Below are 18,390 nucleotides of genomic sequence, written 5' to 3'. Positions count from 1 at the left end.
TCAAGGCGCTCCCACAGTTGGTAGGATGGTTGCTCTTGGAAAGCATCTGTTGCGTATCCAAGCGCCATTTTGGGAACCTCGTTCCCGAAAAATAGCGTAGAATGTGCGGTGAAGTTCGGAGAAAGTCAGGTGGCATTTACTGGAGCAAAGGCAGCAGCGGCTGAAAGCCGCAGAGAGTTGTTCGAAAACCTGCTGAAAAGCAGTTACAAGCAGGCGTATCAGTTAGCATTCCGGCTTACAGGTGATTCCTCAGATGCCGAAGACCTCGTGCAAGAGGCTTTCTTGCGAGCATATCGGTTTTTTTACCGGTACAAAACGGACATGCCATTCACGAATTGGCTTTTCCGAATCATGACGAATGCGTTCATTGACCACACCCGAAGACGGAGCAAGACCAAAGAAACAAGTTTAGACACCCCTCATTCGGAGCAAGGGGCGACGAGGGAACTTTCTGATGAATCTTTCGTACCCGATAAGTTGTTAATCCATGAGGAATTCGATATGGAAGTGCAAGAAGCCCTGAAAAAAATGACACCTGATTTTCGGGTCGCGGTATTGCTATCCGATTTGGAAGGTCTTTCCTACGAAGAAATTGCTCAAGTGATGGGCACTTCCATAGGCACGGTACGTTCTCGAATTCACCGAGGCAGAAAACAATTGCGTAACTATCTCCTGAAATCCAATCCAGAGAAATACGGACAACTCGTATGAATTGCGGAATCGTACAACGACGAATAGCATCGTATATAGATGGAGAGCTCTCGAATGACGAGGCGAAAAAAATTCGAGAGCACCTGAACTCGTGCGATTCATGTCGAGCAGAGTTCGATTCACATAAAAGAATCAAAGAACTCGTCTCTTCGCTTCCACAACGAGAACCTTCGCAAGAATTCGAACAGCGTCTGCTTGCCAGACTTGCGACAGTAGGAGCGATGAACGCAGGTGTCCAAATCCCATTCGGACTCGGTTTGGCAATTGTTTCGGCTTTAGGAACAGCGGTGGCAATTACAATTGCGATTTTTTTACAAACACAAACTCGACCTAACGATAATCTCGATATTTATGGCTCTTCTCCGGAGTGGGTACACGATGAGTCTAATCAGCAGTATCGCAATCCGTTCAATCCAGGAATACCGATAAGTATCGAGCGAAAATCTCCGTGATTAGAAAGAAAATTTTTCACTTGGCATCTGTCGGGATAGGTGTTGTAGGAAGTTCACTTTTAGCATTTCCGATTTGGGAACACTATTCCGAGGAAAAGAATGCACTCGAAACTCTTTGCAAGGTTTTGGCGGAAGAAAATAAACTTTCCTATACAGCGATTCGAACTTACACTCGTTGGGATGGAAAAACGACTCTTCGTGTTCGCCAGGACCGTATCGCAGAGGAAATCAATTCCGTTTTAGTGTTGTCTCCACTTAGTCGAGCAGGCGAGATAAGCATTAGAAAACCTAAAGAGTGGCTTCAATATTTTCCGGATAGGAACGTGTTGGTTATTCAAGAAAATCTAAACGAAGCAAAGCATGATCTTCCTTTACGCATCGATTTGGTAAGAAAAAACTATACGACCCTAACGGAGGGGAAGACGAAGATAGCAGGTCGAAATACAGTGGCGATAGTTTTAAAGCCGAAAGCATCAGAGGCATTGTTTACTCGAACGTATTGGCTCGATGAAGAGTATCCGGCGGTGCTAAGAGTCGCTTGGACCCATCCGAGCGGTGAAAAGAAAGTGATCAGCGATACGTTATTTATTGACTTTACGAAAAACACTTCACCGAATAATACGTTCAAGCCTATTGGAAAACCGAGAGAAATCAAAATAGCGCCCCCCCGTTCGTTTCGAAGGATTAGCGAGTTAAGAAGGGAAGCGGGGTTCCAAGTAATTCATCCTGTTCGAATGCCTTATGGCTTTACGTTTATCGAGGGTTCTTTGGTTTCTTACCGAACACCTTTAGCAGCCCTTCGTTATACGGATGGAGTCGCAATGCTCACTCTGTATCAGAGGAAATACGATGACACGAGTTCTCGGGATAGAAGGAGAAAAAGCCAGATTGTAATAGACGGTGTAAGTATTTTTGTAACAGGCGAAATTCCCGACGAAGCGCGAGAAACCGTTCTCGAGTTTTTGAAGGAGGGCGCTAAGAAGGAGCCTGAACTTCTAAAAGAGACAGCAGAGAAGTTCGGAGCTTCTGTTACTTGGGTCGAGAGGTTTCGAGATTATGGGCTTGGTTTCGATGAAATTAATTTCTTGTTTCTTGCCTCTCGGGGGAACGAGAAGGAGTTATGGCGGTGTTTAAAAGTATTACAAGACGGAAAAACTGCTCCCGAAGCGCTCAAGTCTTGTTTTTCGCGTGATAAGCGAGGGAGAAATCCGCAAGATTTGCAAAAAATTCCAAAAAGAAACGGAGGTTCATAAAGATGCAAAGTGTATTGCGAAATCCAGTAGTGTGGGCTCTCTTAGCCGGTGTTGCAATTGGTGGTGTCGGAATGGCTGTTTTTTATAGTGCTCGTCCTCATGTGTTGGCTGAAGTAACCGAAAGCCCGTCCGCAACCACTCACATAAAAGGCAACGAGATCTTAGCTTTGCTCGATGAAGCGAGCACGAATCTCGTCGAACAGGTCATGCCTTCGGTCGTTCACATCGAAAACGGACGAATGCGTGGCGAGGGTTCTGGAGTTATTTATCGTGCTGATGGCTACATCATCACGAACGAACATGTCGTTGCTGGAAGCGATGAAGTGAAAGTCACTTTCTATACGGGTGAGACGGTTACCGGAAAAGTGCTTCGAGACCCTGTAAGCGATATCGCATTAGTAAAGGTCAACAAAACAAACTTGATCCCTACACGTTTTGCTGACAGCGACAAAGTGAAACCAGGACAACTCGCTATTGCGGTCGGTTCTCCTTTTGGCTTTGATCACTCCGTAACTTTCGGTCACATCAGCGCAAGGGGTCGTTCGGGGGTTGCCTATGATTTTTATCGTGGAGAGGCAAAAGGGTATTTCGAACTTCTCCAAACGGATGCTGCTATCAACCCTGGAAACTCTGGTGGTCCGCTATTGAATTATCGCGGGGAAGTCGTAGGGATCAATACGATGATAAGTTCTCCGTCGGGAACGAGCGTCGGAGTTGGATTCGCTATCCCATCTAACACTGCGAAAGTCGTCGCTGATCAACTCATAGAACACGGAAAAGTCATTCGTGGGTTCATGGGATTAGTGCCCAGAAGCATGCGTCCCTTTGAACTTCAACAAAGCGGCGTAAGTTACGGGGCGATCGTGGAGCTCGTCGAGGAAAATTCTCCTGCGTATAAAGCAGGGATTCGCAAAGGCGACGTGATTATCGAGATTGCTGGGAAACCCGTGCGAACAGAAATAGACGTCCGCAATGCCATGCTTACGCATCGCCCAGGTGAAACTGTAACGGTCAAATACGTTCGAGACAAGGTCACTAAAACGACGCAAGTGAAGTTAGGTGAATATCCCACACGGGTCGTAGCAGAAATGCCAGAACTTCGCCCTCGAATAGACGTCTTCCCGCCTGATATCTTCGATGAGCCATTCGGGAAAGAGCCTCCTCGCAAGAGCACTCCATCACCCGAGGAGCGTCCTGGTGAACCTCCGAAGCTCGGCGTTCAAATACGCGAGTTGACACCTAACGAAAAAGACATGTCTCCGACTAAAAAAGGAGTGATGGTCGAGGCGGTTGTTCCAGGTTCGGTTGCCGACCGCGCTGGGGTCAAGCCCGGAATGATCATCACTCACTTAGGCGAGAAAGAAATCGAAAATGCAGCAGACCTTCGGAAAGAATTAGCGAAGTATAAACCCGGCGACAGAACGGTTCTCGGCTTCGGAAAAGTGTCCGAAGGTGGTGCTGAAGTCATGCAAGTTCGTGTGACGATACGCTTCTAAAAAAAATTGTAAAATTTTTTTAGAAAGTATTGAAGTTATTCGCCGCATGTGCATAATTTGCATTTGCGGCGATGTTTTCTTTTAGGCGTTTTTTTTATAAAAAAGAGGATGAGATCCCCTCTGAGTTGTGGCGCGCAGCTCTAAAAACTATTTCGGATGCGCGAGGCATACTTCCTATCAGGCGGCTCCCGAAAATTGTTTGGAGGAACTACAGAACCACGGCTGGGAGGGTGTATTACGATGAGCATGTGATTTGCTTGAGCAAACTTCTTTTGACTACTCCTGAGAGGGTACGAGAAACCGTCTACCATGAATATGCTCACCTTTACGTGTACGAAGTTTGGGGAGATGCTGCGAAGCCTCACGGAGTCGAATGGCGATGGGCGATGCTTCAATTGGGGCAAAAGCCTGTTGCTACGCACAATTACCCTTGCAAAAAGAGTTATTCGAAGAAGAAACTGCTGTATGCTTGTGAGCAATGTTTCGAAGAGATTCCTCGCGTCCGTCCCTTGCTTCAGGGTCGGGTTTATTATCACGTAGGGTGTGGAGGAAGAATCGTACGCGCTCCAGCAAGGAGGAAAAAGACTGAGAATCGTAACCGCCGCCGAAATGGCAGAAATAGACCGCCGCGCTCGCGATGAGTACGGCATTTCAACTCGTGAACTAATGGAAAACGCTGGCGGAGAACTCGCCAGTGTGATTTTGGAAAACGACAACATCGAGAACATCCTCGTTCTTTGCGGTCCAGGAAACAATGGAGGAGACGGACTCGCTGCTGCTCGAAAATTGGCAGAGAACGACAAGCAAGTTACGGTGCTTCTTTCCGTCTCACCTTCCGCGCTGAAAGAAGAGCCGCTTTTTCAATACAGATTAGCAACGGAGTCGGGAATAAAAATCTTCAGCCCAGAAGATAAAGGTTATGCCCTTGTCAAGCAACAAATCGAGGAATTCGATTGTGTCGTTGACGCATTGCTCGGAATTGGTGTGCATTCTCCACCTAAGGGCGAAATACTCGAACTTATTAACTCGACCCGTCAAGGGAGATTCATAGTGAGTGCCGATATCCCGACCGGAATCCACCCTGATACGGGAATGAGCCTCGGAAACCACGTGAATGCAAATCGCACGGTTACATTCGGGCTCCCAAAACCTTTTTTATTCCAGAACGATGGTCTCATAGCATCAGGTCAATACACAATCGCAGACATCGGTTTTCCGTGGGAACTCGTCGAAAATGCCGGGCATGCCTTTTTATTAACTCCCTTGTGGCTTATCGAGCATCTTCATATTCGTCCCGTAGCGGCGCATAAGAGAAGCGCAGGAGTTGTGCTGGTCATAGCAGGTGCGGAGGAATTTCCTGGTGCAGCGGCTTTGACTGCGATGGGTGCTTATAGGGCAGGAGCAGGGCTCGTTGTCGTTGCTTCGATTCCTACGGTTTTGAATGCAGTTACAATGCATCTACCCGAATGCCCTTTAGTTCCTTTGTCTTCAGAGGAAGGTTGTATTTCGCCAGATTCTTTGTCACGGCTTTTGGAGGCGGTTTCACGATGCAACGCAGTGGCGATCGGGCCCGGTCTCTCTCGTAAAACCCCTGCTAAAGAATTCCTCTCCTTGTTTTTCGCCAAATTAGACAAGCCGTGCGTCCTCGATGCAGATGCTTTATATTTTTTGCCGGAGATTTCTGAAATGCCGAGGGTTAAGGCTGTTTTGACGCCTCACGAAGGAGAAGCGGCAAGACTTATGAAAACGGATGCATCGGAAATCCGCAAAGACCGTTTCGAATCGGTGCGTGAGCTTGCAAAAAAATATCAGACGACAGTTTTGCTGAAAGGTCCTTATACATTGATAACGGCACCGAATCAGGATGTCGCAGTCAATCCGATGGGGAACCAATTGCTCGCTACAGGAGGAACTGGAGACGTTTTAACGGGAATGATTGCAACTAATTTAGCGATAGGGATGGAGCCTTATGACGCTGCAGCGCTCGCTGCTTATCTTCACGGCTTCGTGGCGGATCTTTTGGCGGAGGATTTCGAAGGATATCAAGGAGCACTCGCTTCGGAAATCGCGAACGCCATTCCGAAGGCGCGCAAGCAATTCATGGAGATCTTGGCGGAGCAATTCCGAAACGGAGACGAAGAAGAGGATGAGGATGATGAAGATGTACGGTTAGAACGATTCGAGGAATCCGAAAATTGAGCGAGGCGTTTATTTAATGCGGCATTTGTTTAATAGGAACGAGAAAACCTTTGTGTGTATGAAAAAGGGTTTAGGTTTGTATTTCGCAATGTGGTTATCGCTGCTTGGAGTTTTAGGCAATGCAGCGGAGATAAAGATTGTCTTTTCTTCGGAGAAAAACCGAGAAATCAGTGTGTTGAGCGAAATACCGAACGAAATTCCGAGGGGCAGAGAATTCACAGCGAAGGAAGTCGATTTTCCCTTGGAGGACAAAAAAGGTTATCTTGCAGTTTATGAAACGGACAGTGGGAATGTCGCAATAAAACCTATCGAAGACATCGAAGGGGGTATTTGGAAAGTCTCGGAAAAAGACTGGCGTATTGGACAAGTAAGAATCAGCGCATATCAAGGGGGGGGAATATTGAATTACGGCATGGTCGTACTTCGTGTAGGAAACGAGGAGAAGAAGGATTTACTCGCGAACGGTAAAGTGGACTTCTATTTCGTTCCGCCAGGCGAAGCAGAAGTAAAAATTCGGTACTTAGACGGTACGGAAAGGAAAACGATTTCACAAAAAATGGTCTTGAGTTTAAAACGCGACAATCGAGTACCCGATTTAGCAGTTAAAGTTCCCGGTGAACCCAAAGCGCCTATAGCGCAGAAAACAGAGGGGGTGCCGAGTGAGTCTTCGGGTGGTTCTGCGCTCGGGAATTTTTTCGGATGGATTTTGAGTTTAGGAATTGCAGCGATCGCTTTGTATACGCTTCTTCGCTTGTTGAAACGACATGAATCGCTCGTTTTATCGAAACTGCGTTCCTTAGGTGTAGAAGTTCCGACGGGCGAGCCTTCGGAAAACATAAACGGGTCGCCGCAAACCGAACAGAAACCTTTCGAGCAGGCTACCATCGTTCCGGAGGGGCATTGCCCTTATTGCGGAGAGCCGTATCGAGAGGACGGAACTTGCGCATGCACTATACAAACGGTTCCAACCTCGGCAGTCGCATCGTTACAAACATATAAATTGGTCGGAGAAGGGATTCAGCTGGAAATTCCCGAAGGCACGCACGTTATCGGAAGAGAAGGCGAGCTTTGCGTAACGGATTCCACGGTAAGCCGCAGACATGCCGAAATTCGGCGCGAGAATTCTCGCGTATTCATAAAGGATATAGGCAGCAGCAATGGCACATTCGTGAACGGCAAAAAAATCGAGGAGGAAACCGAACTGCGAAGCGGAGACACCGTGCAGTTGGGGAGTGTGCGTTTGGCGTTCGAATCATAATATAAGCGTATGGGACAAATCTTGTTTATGGCTTTAATGGGAGCCTTGGGGGGGCTCGTCGGCTGGATGATTACGGAACCCTTTGCACCTAAAAACCTTCCTATTCTCTTTCCGCAGGATATCCAGAGTTTGGAGAGTATAGGAGGAGGGCATTCTTTCGCATTGATGAGAAATTGGAGCATGTGGGAGATATGGTTTTCTTTGTCTATAGGCGCTTTTATCGGGTTGGCTTTGGGGAGTGTGAGCGGATACTTGCAAGGGAGCAGGACGCATTTTCTTAGAGGGGCTTTGGGGGGGTTCGTTTTAGGGGCAATAGGCGGGTTCATCGGATTGCGACTGAGCGAAGCGTTCGTAAATATGTGGTTTCCGGCGGACATTTTCACCAAAGTGGATTTAAAGCCATATGAAATACCTCAACGCATTTTTGCAAGAGTTTTGGTGTTCATTCCCTTCGGTGCGCTCATCGGCTTCGTTTACGGAATCGGTTCCCTTTCGTTGAGGAGAGCATTTCAAGGGATGATCGGGGGGGCTATCGGCGGGGCTGTCGGAGGAGCCTCTTTCGATTTTTTAGGAAGCATTTTCGGGACTCTCATTCTCGCTATGCGTGGGGAGGTTTACGGGGAAGTGGGCTTGGTTTCTCGCGCCGTTGCGAGCGTATGTACGGGGGGAGCTATTGGATTGTTCGTCGGCATCGTAGAGCGCATTTCTCGTAAAGCATGGGTTCGCTTGGAATTGGGAAGAAACGAAGGAAAAGAATGGATTATCGATGCTCCGCAAACTTTTATCGGCAGAAGCGAAAATGCGCACATTCCTTTATTCGGAGACCCGAATCTCGCGCCGATGCACGCGTGCATCGTTCGCCAGAATGGTTTATATCGCATCGTGGATGGGGGGGCGCCAATCGGAATCGGTGTAAACGGGATTCGAGTGAAAGAAGCGGTGCTGAATCATGGGGATGTCATTAATATAGGTTCTTTCCATCTTCGTTTTTTGATGAAAAATATTCCGGCTAATGTTCGACCTACTGTCCCACAAACCGTTGACTATTCCATCGACTCTTCGGTTCAGCAACCTTCACAACCTGCGAGTACGCCTACGATTTCTACGCCGACAGTTTCTACGCCAACGATATCTACGCCGACGATTTCTACACCCACTCTTTCATCGCCCCCCTCTCAATTTTTCTTGCTGGCATTAGATGGTCCTCTTAGCGGTAAGAGGTTTCCGATAGGACCAGGGGAAACCATTGCCGGAAGAGAGGCGGTCGGGGTGAATCTGAGTTTCGACCCAAGTGCCAGCCGAAGACATGCCTCCTTTATGCCCCTTCCAGACGGGGTTCTCGTAAGAGACACGAATTCTACGAACGGAACGTTCGTAAACGGTGTCAAAATTCATGAGATGACGATGCGACGCGGGGACACCGTCAAAATCGGGATGACCACATTTCGCTTAGAGTAAAACGACATTCATTAGAGTAAAACTATAATTCAGAGCAAGACATGCCGGATAATACCAACCAGGACGCAAACCGTACGCAAAGCCTAAACGATGCGCAAAAAACGCATATGTTAGGGGCGGATCTGCGCACGCAAATGATTCCCCCTGTGATGCCCGAAAAGGGTTTGGAACTTTCCGTCATTCCCGGTAGAGAATGCATTTTGGCAAACGCCCCTTCGCGCGAACAGATTTTGTTGGAAATTCGAGGCACAGGGGGGGCAGGTTTAGGCGCTCGACCTTTTTTGAATGTAGTACTCGTTATCGACCGCTCCGGTTCGATGGAGGGAGAGCCGTTGGATTATGTCAAACGTGCGTGCAGTTATGTGGTAGACCTCCTCGCTCCGAACGACATCTTGAGTGTCGTAACCTTCGCAGAGACGGCAGAGGTTTTGATTCCCCCTCGGAGAATCGTCAATAAGGATTTAATCAAACAGCATATCCAACGTATCGTGCCGGGTAATACCACGAATCTTTACGACGGTCTTGCATTAGGTGCTCAACAAATTCTCTCCGCAAGAGAGCCTGGGAGAGTCGAGAGGCTCATTGTTTTTACCGATGGAGAACCGACCACGGGAATCAAAGATTACAACTCGTTAGTTCAACATGTGGGCGAGATTAAAAATCAAGGAATTACTTCCACGTTTTTAGGATTCGGGTACGAATACAACGAGGAACTTTTGGCAGGAATGGCGAAAAGAGCGGGGGGGAATTATTATTTCATTTCCAAACCGGAATTGATTCCCGAAATCTTCCGAGCGGAGTTGGATAAATTGTTTACCCTCGCCGGAAGGAATCTTCGTTTGCGTTTGAAAACTGCACGTTGGGTAGTTCTGCGTCAGATTTTCGGTCATTCTATACCTTATGGTCAGCGAGAAATCGAATTGAATTTAGCGGATGTGGAGAAGGAGAATTCACTGGAAGTTGTTTTGGATTTGGAGTTTCAGAATCATCCTTTGGGAATTTATCGCGTGCTTACTGGAAGATTGATTTACGACGATGCAGTAACCGGAAAAGAAGAAAGTGTCGATTTCGATGTGATTTTGGAGTTTTCTGCCGATGCGGAGAGATGCAATGTCCCCCAAAATCCACGTGTGGCGGGCGCAGTCGAAATCGCGCGCGTAAGCCGGGCGGTAGAAAAAACAATTATGGGTTTGAAAAGAGGGGAAGTTACCGCAGCGATGGCAGTCGCCGAATTGCAAAAGACCCAAATGCTTCTTTTGCAAGAAGGGCGCACTGCAGAGGCGCAGCAAGTCCATCAGGCGATTCGAGATTTACAGGGGGGGAAAGCGAAAGAAGTCGAGAAAACACTCACAGGCACCATCATCACCCTGGACCAGGGGAAGAAACAAAACAAGACGGAATAGACACTTCGCTTCCTTTCATTCGATACTCCATTTCGAGTATATACTACGAATCATGCTGTACTCTCGATTGCACCATGCGCTACTCTCATTCGTAGTTCTATTTCCCCTCGTCGCATTTTCACAAGATAAACTTTCCAACATTCCCGAATATCGGAACTATTTGCGGATGCGAGGTGAAATTGCGAACAGCGTTCGAATGGGAAGGATTCGGGTCACATGGGAAGAAGACGGAAAGAGTTTCTTATTTCAAAAGGATGGAAAGAATTATCGTTATGTAATCTCTACAAATAGCCTCGAAAGAGCACCTGATTCACCATCAGGAGCCCCGCGCTCGAGATCACATAAAAACGATTTGAGAAGATGGCCAGAAAGAGGAAGACAATATTCCGAAGTTTATTCTCCGGATGAAAGTCTCAGAGCGTTCTATCGTGACGGGAACGTTTATATTTCGAAAACGGATGGGACGGAAGAATTCGCCGTAACGACGGAGGGGAGTGTGCAAAAGCGGGTGAAATTCGGCATTGCATCGTGGGTGTACGGCGAAGAACTCGGTGTGCGCGAAGCGATGTGGTGGTCTCCCGATGGGAAAAAATTAGCGTTTTACAGAATCGATGAAAGGAACGTTCCGGATTATTTCCTTACGAAAGGGTTGACTTCGATTCAATCGGTTTTAGATGTCGAGGCATATCCGAAAGCCGGTGCACCGAATCCGGCTTTGGATTTGTTCGTTTACGATTCAGCGACTAAACGCGTTGTGAAACTCGATGTACGCGACGGTAAAGAGTTTTCGGACGACGTCGTGGGGCATTATGTTTATTCTGTGCGTTGGTCTCCTGATGGCAAGGAGTTGCTGTTTAATCGCACGAATCGGCTCCAAAATGTGATGGAGTTTTGCGCAAGCGACCCGAGCACTGGAAAAACGAGAGTCATCGTGAGGGAGGAATGGAAAAAGAGTTGGACAGAGAATTCCCCCCCGATTCACTGGCTCGATTCGAAACGATTTCTTTGGATTTCCGAAAGAACTGGGTTTCGGAATATCTATCTATATGAAATCAGCGGGAAATTAGTTCGTGCTATCACCCAGCATCCTTTCGAAGTCGTGAACATCGAAAGAGTCGTCGAGAAAACGAATACGATATATTACACGTGTCGAAGCGGAGATAACCCTTATAAAATTCAACTCCATCGCGTAGGGCTCGATGGAAAGGGCGACACGAGATTGACCGATCCGAGATTCCATCATAGTGTACAAGTCGCACCGGATGGGAAGCATATCATAGACATTGCCGAAACTCACGATACCCCCCCTGTTACTACCCTGAGAGATGATAAATGGCAACTTATCGAAACGCTCGCAGAAAGTGACGACTCGAAGTTTCGCTCGTTGAACTTACAAAAGGTTGAACTTTTTACTTATCTCGCAGCGGACGGAAAAACGACTCTTTATGGAATGCTCCATAAGCCGTCGAATTTCGACCCGAAAAAAAAATATCCCTTATTCGTACACGTATACGCGGGTCCTGAATCGGGAATGGTGAACGAACGCTTCGAGCTTCCGGATGCTTTAACGGAGTTAGGATTTTTGGTTGCAGTTTTCGATTCGAGAGGAACGAGCGGACGCGGGAAGGCGTTCAAAGACGAAGTTTACGGAAAACTCGGAAGAGTGGAAATCGACGATCAAGCTGCAGGTGTGCAATTTTTAGCCCAACGACCCTATATAGATTCTACGCGGGTGGGGATTGCGGGCACTTCGTATGGTGGTTATGCTTCGATAATGTGTTTGCTTCGATACCCGAACGTTTTTCGTGCGGCATGCGGTTCTTCGAGCGTTACGGATTGGAGGAATTACGACTCGATTTATACGGAACGCTATATGGGATTGCCGAAAGACAACAAAGAAGGATATCGTTTGGGTTCTGCGATGACGTATGCATCGGAATTGAAAGGGGAACTCATGATTTTTTTCGGTACTGCGGATGACAACGTGCATCCGTCGAACAGTTGTCAATTGATTCGGGCTTTGCAGAATGCCGATAAGAGTTTCGAAGTTCAAATCGCACCGGATTGGGGACACGTAGGAATACGGCACGATAGGATGCTGGAGTTTTTCGTAGAGCGTTTTATTCGGTGTCTTCATACGAGCAGTTCGATTCTAAGGGATAATCAATGGGTATGCGGTGGATTTTGCGAATAGGAATTCTCCTGCGCTATAAGGTGAGTGGATAAAAACCGTGTCAAAAGCGCTTGCGAAACGTGAGGAAAGTTGCCTTATCGTGGTGGACTTGCAGGATTCTTTTTTGGCTCCGATTGCAAGAAAAGAGGAGATTGTCAAAAGGGCGAAATTTTTGATTGAAATCGCGAATCTATTGGAAATTCCCCTTCTCGCAACAGAACAGTATCCTGAAAAAATGGGACATCTTACACGAACGATTTTAGAGATACTTCCCCCCTCTGCACGATGTTTCGGGAAAATGTGTTTTTCTTCTTATGGTGCCGAGGGTTTCGAGAATGCTTGGTCGTCATTGAAGCGTAGCCAAGCGATCATCGTGGGGATAGAAACGCATATATGTGTGACTCAAACCGTTTTCGATTTTTTAAACATGCAGAATGTGCGAGATGTAATCGTATGCTTCGATGCGATGGGTTCCCGTCTGAACGAAAGGGACGAATTGTTAGCATTAGAGAGATTGCGGGTGGCAGGAGCAGTCTTGGCACACACGGAATCGGTAGCCTATGAATGGCTGGGGCAGGCGGGGACCGAGGAATTTAGAAAGGCATTAGAAATCGTAAAACGTTACTCTTAGGTTTCTCGAAAGGCTACACTTTTAAGCATGAGAAGAAAAGTCGCTGAAACGCGCGCCTATCGTGCGGAAATGAACGAGAAAATTCTGAGTTGTGGATTCAAACCTTTTCAGCGTTTCTTCGCTTTGGATTCATCCGCTTACGAAAGTGGCGCATTGGATTCCAAAACGAAAGAAATGATGGGATTGGTCGGCTCTTTGGTATTGCGATGCAACGATTGTATTTTCTATCATCTCGACCGTTGCGTAACCGAAGGTTGCACTCGTGAAGAATTGTGGGAAGCGATGAATATCGGACTGGTCATCGGAGGAAGTATCGTGATTCCGCATCTACGCTACGCTTTCGAGGTTTTGGACGAATTGCTTCCCTCCGCATAAGGTTGAAATTCGCTAAAATGAGTTTTTATGCCGACCGTCGCTGAACTTCTTCATGCCCTCGATTCGATCGCGCCTCCTCATCTTGCCCTTCCTAACGATGCGATTGGATTGCAGGTGGGGAGCGAAAAGGACAAAGTCGAGCGTTGCTTAGTGGCGCTCGATCCGTCGTTGGATGCGATAGAATATGCTGTTTCGAAGAAATTCGACGCTCTGATAACCCATCACGCTCCTATTTATATACCTTTAGCGAACGTAGCCGGGGATTCTCCTAATGTTCGCGTCGTAAGAGAAGCGATTCGGCATAACATCGCTTTGTTATGCGCTCACACGAACTGGGATGCCGCTCCGGGGGGGACGAACGATACACTCGCGAGTTGTTTTCATTTGAAAAACGTCCGACCGTTCGGAAAAGATATTCCTACCAAAGCATATAAGTTGTTCACTTTCTTACCCGAGGAATCTTTGGATAAATTGCTCGATGCATTAGCGGAGATTGGCTGCGGAGAAATCGGAGCCTATCGTCGGTGCGCATTTTATCATCCTGGGTCGGGTACGTTCGAACCGCAGCCGGGAGCGCAACCTTTCATCGGGAGCTTGGGGGGGCGAGAGGTCGTACCGGAAGTGCGTGTCGAAATTCTCGTGCCGGGACATTTGAAAGAAGAGGCGATAAAGACGTTACTTTCGGTGCATCCTTACGAGGAACCCGCATACGATTTATACGAAGTGGCGAACGTGGAGCGCAAATCTTTGCCGAGGATGGGCGAGTTGACGCAAGCATGTTCACTCGCCGAGTTTTGTGCTCGCGTAGAAAACACTTTGGAAACGAAGACGAAACTTTATGGAGATCTCACGAAGAGTGTAAGGACGATCGGAATAGTAGGGGGGGCTGGAGGTTCTTATTGGAATAGTGCAATCGAAGCAGGTTGTGAAGTCCTTTTGACGGGAGAGGTGAAACATCACGAGGCGCTATACGCGCAGGCAGGAGGGTTGAGCGTTATCGAAGCAGGTCATTACGCTACCGAACAACCTGCGATGCGTTCTTTATGTAAACGACTTCGAGAAACCTTACCCGAAGTGAACTTCGAACTATTCGAACCGAAAATGGGTACGGCAGGGAGACCGTATTATTTATAGACGTTGTCCTCTGCTTGGGAAGCAATTATATTTTTTCAGGAAATCTGTTTCCATTACGAAATAGGGAAAACCTCCAAGACGGAACTTTTCCTTGTATCGGGGAGATTAGTTTCGTTCCCAAACAGAGTTTGGGAACGAGTTTAGGAGGAACGTCCCTTATAACTTGGGTTTTTTCTTCGACCAAAACGGTGCGTTGTCTTTGAAATTAATCTCTAATTCGATATCGAACCCTGAACTTCTATAACTCCCTTCCTCGCTTTCCGAACCCAGGTTCAATCTTTCTCTCCAGCGATAGATTGCACGCAAAGCGATGCCCGGGAGAATGTCGTAGGCATAGCCGACGCCGAGATAATTCTCTCTATCGGCTAAATATCCGATGACGTTGCCATTTCGAAATTCCGTAAAAAGTCGCTGACGTGGAGCGAGGTTATAACTCAAGTTTGCGAATAAGGTGTTGAACCGCTGGTTGAATCCGCTCAGTCCAATCCCCCCCGATACGCTGAATGCATAATCCGCAGTCAATCTTAAACGCTTGGTGAAACGATGGTCGAGCGCGAAGTTTGCAATCGTGGAATGACTGGGTCCGCTTCCCCCGACGAATTCGACCTTTGTATGGTCGAATCGTGTGTACAAAGAAGTTTTGTTATTCGGCGTCCATGAAGCATTGAGGGAAGCGGTAAAGGAGCGACTATTCGAGAGGTTGTCTCCCTCTGAGAGCGTATAAGCGAGTAACGGTTCTATAGAAAGGTTATCTGTCGGTTGCCATTGTGCGTGAAATTGCGCGAGTTTTGCTCGAGAGGTTGCGTTGTTGTACGTCAAGTCGTAGCTTCCGCCTGAGAATCCGTTTCCGTTATATCCGTACCCATACCCCCCCATATATCCACTCAACCCCGCAATCAATCCGCTATAGGTGTCTGCCAAAGTCAAATCCATGGACAACCTGTCTGAAAAACGATATTCTCCGCGTAAATTGACGTCGTAGCCCGTGCTGTTTTTTCCTTCGCTTTTGATGTCGTTTAAACCGAATGAAGAAACGAGGTTGAACTGGTCGCTGGCTCGATAAGAAGCAGCAATGCGAGTTCCGAAAATGTCCGCATCTACCGGCTCTGTTCCAGAATCCGTAACTTTCGTAGTCGTCGTGTGTTGCTGTGTCAATGTAGATTCTAAAGTCCATTTCTTGAAGGTTTGCTTGTATCCTGCAGTAAGTTTCTGCCCAGAATTTGCGATTCCTGCATATGAGCCTTTGAAGTAATCGTAATTCGCGAACGCAGTTTTATCGGTTCCTTGTTGGTAATCCGCAGTGAGTTTCAAGGATTGCGTTTTGCCATGAATCGTCGAAAAACCATCCTCCCCGTAGGTCGGTGTGGATATGGAGAGGTCAGCGGCTTGGACACCGAACTTCCACCCTTTCCCTGCATTGTAGCGCATTCGAATATCCCCCCCCTTTTCATTTCGCATGAAACCGGAAGACTCCACCGAAACGAACGTCGATGGGATGTTTCTCCATCTCGCTCCGAACTCGAAACGCCCCCAAGTGTATTGGAAATTCGCCGCTTGTGCGCGACCATGCTGAACGCCCAAGGGAGAATACAAACTGCTTTCCGCCGTGCTAAAAGAGAGCTTCCCCGATTTTCCTATCGTCCAACCTATATCCCAACCATGCACTATCCTTCGTCCGTTTCCGAAAGTCCCCGGGTCGGGTTTAGGGGTATACGTTACGCGAATAATCGAAGTGTTCGGCACGTAATATGTCATGTAAAAGATTTGCGGATTATTCTCATCGAAATAGTAATCCACACCTTCTGTTTGTAACACCCCATCCACCGTAACGATAATCGGGAATTCTTTAGCGGGAATCATGCTCAAGTAATACGGCATATCCGGAGGACCGTAACCGTAGAACTCTTCGGTTATTTGCGCAAGCCCGAAATTCGCTTTAGGTTTTTGTTCCATGCGGGTATACCCGATTTTCACTCCTGGCAGAACTTGATAGGAAATTAGCCCCCCCATTACGTCCGACCTGCTTTGGTTGATGGTAAGGGTTTCGAAGGTTACTACAATCGTGCTACTGGGGGGGATAGATTTCATGAACGTTATCGTCCCGATATAACTGTTCAGCGTATAATCTTCGCCGAGTTCTTGTTCGTCCCCGTCAACCTGCACATATACCGAACCCTCTACGATGAGACCCGCGCCTAAATAATAAGGACCTGGACTGTTATTTCCTTGCAAGGTAACTGTTCTCGGAGCGGCTTTCGATTCGGAATAGATCGCTTGCGCGCTAAGATTCCCTCGGTCTGCACGAAGTTGAAGTCCTCGCATCGTTCTATTGAATCGAACGAGTTCGTTCCCACCGCTCAAAGAGGCATTAATATCACCCGCATCTGCTTTAAACCATCCCTTTTCTACATTCAGAGTCATCTTTTGTTCGAGCGGAAGGGCAAAGGGGGAATTGTTTATCTGTGCGTCGACATTGAGAAAACCGAAGAGATTATTCGCTCGAATATTGAGAAGGCGCTCGTCTGTAATTTTATTGTTTCTTCCTCGGAAAAACTGCTGATTGAATTGCTCTTCGTCTCCTTGGATGTCATAAAGATGAAGTCCGAGTTTTTGCGTCCCTGTGATTTGAATTTTTTGAAGAAATTCTTGATTGAGCCAGTCGAGGACATCCGCGCGGAGGTCAATAACGAACGCAAAAACGAGAAGAAAGGGCACGCATACCTTTGTTATCCCACCTTCGTATCTGACCCGAAAGCGGGTCGAGTAATCTTTTCTTCTCATCTTCAACCTGCTAACGCCGGGAGTCTCTCCGTCAATATTGTGACGTTTTTTCTCGCAAGTTCTGTCTGCTCCAAGCGTTTCTTTTCCAAGATAAGTTTGAGATTATCCTTCTGACGTTCGTATTCTTGGAAGGCGTTCCATAGTCGGTCCGGAGTTAGATTTTCAACACTGAGCGGGGTCGGAAGCTGCATGATCTCTGCGAAAGCAGAGATTTTCGGGTCGTAGGATATCATCATGGGCGGTATTCCTGCTACGCAGGCAAGAATCCCGGCATGAAGCCTCATGGCGACCATAGAATGCAGCCGCTGAATTCTGGCAAGAAGTTGTGAAGGAGAGCTTAGGTTGCGGATGTCTGGACATCTTCCCCCGTGAAGTTTGGCGATGGCGTCGAGCAGTTCGCCGTCTTTCGTTTTGTCCATTTCGATAAGGACAGGTACGTAGTTGTTTTTGAAAAGAGTGAGCGCGAAATTGCCGAAAATCGCAGCGGGATTTTTCATTCCCTTCCAAGGTCGCGCCGCAATCCCTACACTCGTCATCCCCGGCAACCCGAATTCTTCTTTGCTCGTCGTGTCGGATGGACAAAGCCATGCGAAATCCGCGGTTACGGTTACGTTTTTTTTCACTCCTAATTTGCGTATCGTTTGGAGACTTTCGGGATCTCGCACTGTAATCACATCGCAAAGATTGAGAGCAGACTTCGCCATCGCTTTTCCGAAAAAACTGCGAATCGGACCTATTCCTTGTGCTAAAAGAAAAACTGGCTTCCCGCATTTTTTCCCTAAACGAATTAGATTGCAATAATAATGAAGCGATGCGAGACTGGTTACGTCTTGGAGCAAACTTCCACCGGCAAAAACTAATGCGTGCGATTCGCGTAGTTCTGCAACTATTGCAGATGTATCGCGTCTGGGAATGCCGCGTATGTTGTGTGCTTGATAGGTTTTTTCTGCGTTTCCTGAAAGAACGATAGGGCGAATGGGGTGGTCTCGCAGCGAGGTGAGAAAGCCAGCCAAGACGGCTTCGTCTCCTAAATTGCCGCATCCGAAATATCCTGCGACGACAATTT

The 18,390-nt window shown here is 47.5% G+C and carries 14 protein-coding genes; 12 read left to right on the top strand and 2 right to left on the bottom strand.

All coding sequences use genetic code 11. The features are described 5' to 3' along the window. Window positions 1-108: 108 nt before the first annotated feature. The 12 genes from VNK96_09225 to VNK96_09170 all read left to right on the top strand — a co-directional run bounded on the left by VNK96_09225 (window position 109) and on the right by VNK96_09170 (window position 14,543). Window positions 109-711, top strand: a complete 603-nt coding sequence (locus VNK96_09225; protein HWP31884.1) for a sigma-70 family RNA polymerase sigma factor — start codon at window positions 109-111, stop codon at window positions 709-711. Next, window positions 708-1,163 (top strand): zf-HC2 domain-containing protein, encoded by a 456-nt coding sequence (locus VNK96_09220; GenBank protein ID HWP31883.1) that lies wholly within the window; start codon window positions 708-710, stop codon window positions 1,161-1,163. Before VNK96_09225 ends, VNK96_09220 begins: the two co-directional genes overlap by 4 nt. After that, a complete protein-coding gene (locus VNK96_09215) occupies window positions 1,160-2,416 on the top strand; it encodes a sigma-E factor regulatory protein RseB domain-containing protein (protein ID HWP31882.1) in 1,257 nt (418 codons plus the stop codon). The genes VNK96_09220 and VNK96_09215 overlap by 4 nt, the downstream gene beginning before the upstream one ends. A gap of 2 nt (window positions 2,417-2,418) precedes the next feature. Next, window positions 2,419-3,912, top strand: a complete 1,494-nt coding sequence (locus tag VNK96_09210; GenBank protein HWP31881.1) for a trypsin-like peptidase domain-containing protein — start codon at window positions 2,419-2,421, stop codon at window positions 3,910-3,912. A gap of 543 nt (window positions 3,913-4,455) precedes the next feature. After that, complete coding sequence (locus VNK96_09205) at window positions 4,456-6,111, top strand: NAD(P)H-hydrate dehydratase (GenBank protein HWP31880.1); 1,656 nt, start codon at window positions 4,456-4,458, stop codon at window positions 6,109-6,111. A gap of 58 nt (window positions 6,112-6,169) precedes the next feature. Next, on the top strand, window positions 6,170-7,369 hold the full coding sequence (locus VNK96_09200; GenBank protein ID HWP31879.1) for an FHA domain-containing protein: 1,200 nt from the start codon (window positions 6,170-6,172) through the stop codon (window positions 7,367-7,369). Between the two features lie 9 nt (window positions 7,370-7,378). Next, the gene (locus VNK96_09195; protein ID HWP31878.1) at window positions 7,379-8,827 is read left to right on the top strand and encodes an FHA domain-containing protein; all 1,449 of its coding nucleotides are present in this window, start codon (window positions 7,379-7,381) and stop codon (window positions 8,825-8,827) included. 41 nt (window positions 8,828-8,868) lie between these two features. Next, window positions 8,869-10,230, top strand: coding sequence for a VWA domain-containing protein (locus VNK96_09190; protein ID HWP31877.1), 1,362 nt, complete (start codon window positions 8,869-8,871; stop codon window positions 10,228-10,230). Window positions 10,231-10,282: 52 nt separating this feature from the next. After that, the gene (locus VNK96_09185; protein HWP31876.1) at window positions 10,283-12,424 is read left to right on the top strand and encodes a DPP IV N-terminal domain-containing protein; all 2,142 of its coding nucleotides are present in this window, start codon (window positions 10,283-10,285) and stop codon (window positions 12,422-12,424) included. A gap of 37 nt (window positions 12,425-12,461) precedes the next feature. Then, window positions 12,462-13,034: an isochorismatase family protein gene (locus tag VNK96_09180; GenBank protein HWP31875.1), complete on the top strand. Its 573-nt coding sequence runs from the start codon at window positions 12,462-12,464 to the stop codon at window positions 13,032-13,034. Window positions 13,035-13,061: 27 nt separating this feature from the next. After that, window positions 13,062-13,409: a carboxymuconolactone decarboxylase family protein gene (locus tag VNK96_09175; GenBank protein ID HWP31874.1), complete on the top strand. Its 348-nt coding sequence runs from the start codon at window positions 13,062-13,064 to the stop codon at window positions 13,407-13,409. Window positions 13,410-13,436: 27 nt separating this feature from the next. Further along, complete coding sequence (locus tag VNK96_09170) at window positions 13,437-14,543, top strand: Nif3-like dinuclear metal center hexameric protein (GenBank protein HWP31873.1); 1,107 nt, start codon at window positions 13,437-13,439, stop codon at window positions 14,541-14,543. A 156-nt stretch (window positions 14,544-14,699) separates the two neighbouring features. Here the strand turns inward: VNK96_09170 and VNK96_09165 are convergent, their stop codons facing one another. Both VNK96_09165 and csaB read right to left on the bottom strand, forming a co-directional pair. After that, entirely contained in the window at window positions 14,700-17,258 is a 2,559-nt protein-coding gene (locus tag VNK96_09165; protein ID HWP31872.1) for a hypothetical protein, read from the bottom strand. A 68-nt stretch (window positions 17,259-17,326) separates the two neighbouring features. Further along, window positions 17,327-18,388, bottom strand: coding sequence for a polysaccharide pyruvyl transferase CsaB (csaB, locus tag VNK96_09160; protein ID HWP31871.1), 1,062 nt, complete (start codon window positions 18,386-18,388; stop codon window positions 17,327-17,329). Window positions 18,389-18,390: the final 2 nt, after the last annotated feature.

The organism is Fimbriimonadales bacterium, assembly GCA_035559795.1.
In the GTDB taxonomy this organism is placed as follows: Bacteria; Armatimonadota; Fimbriimonadia; order Fimbriimonadales; family ATM1; genus DATMAR01.
This window is presented reverse-complemented; position numbering and strand designations above follow the sequence as displayed.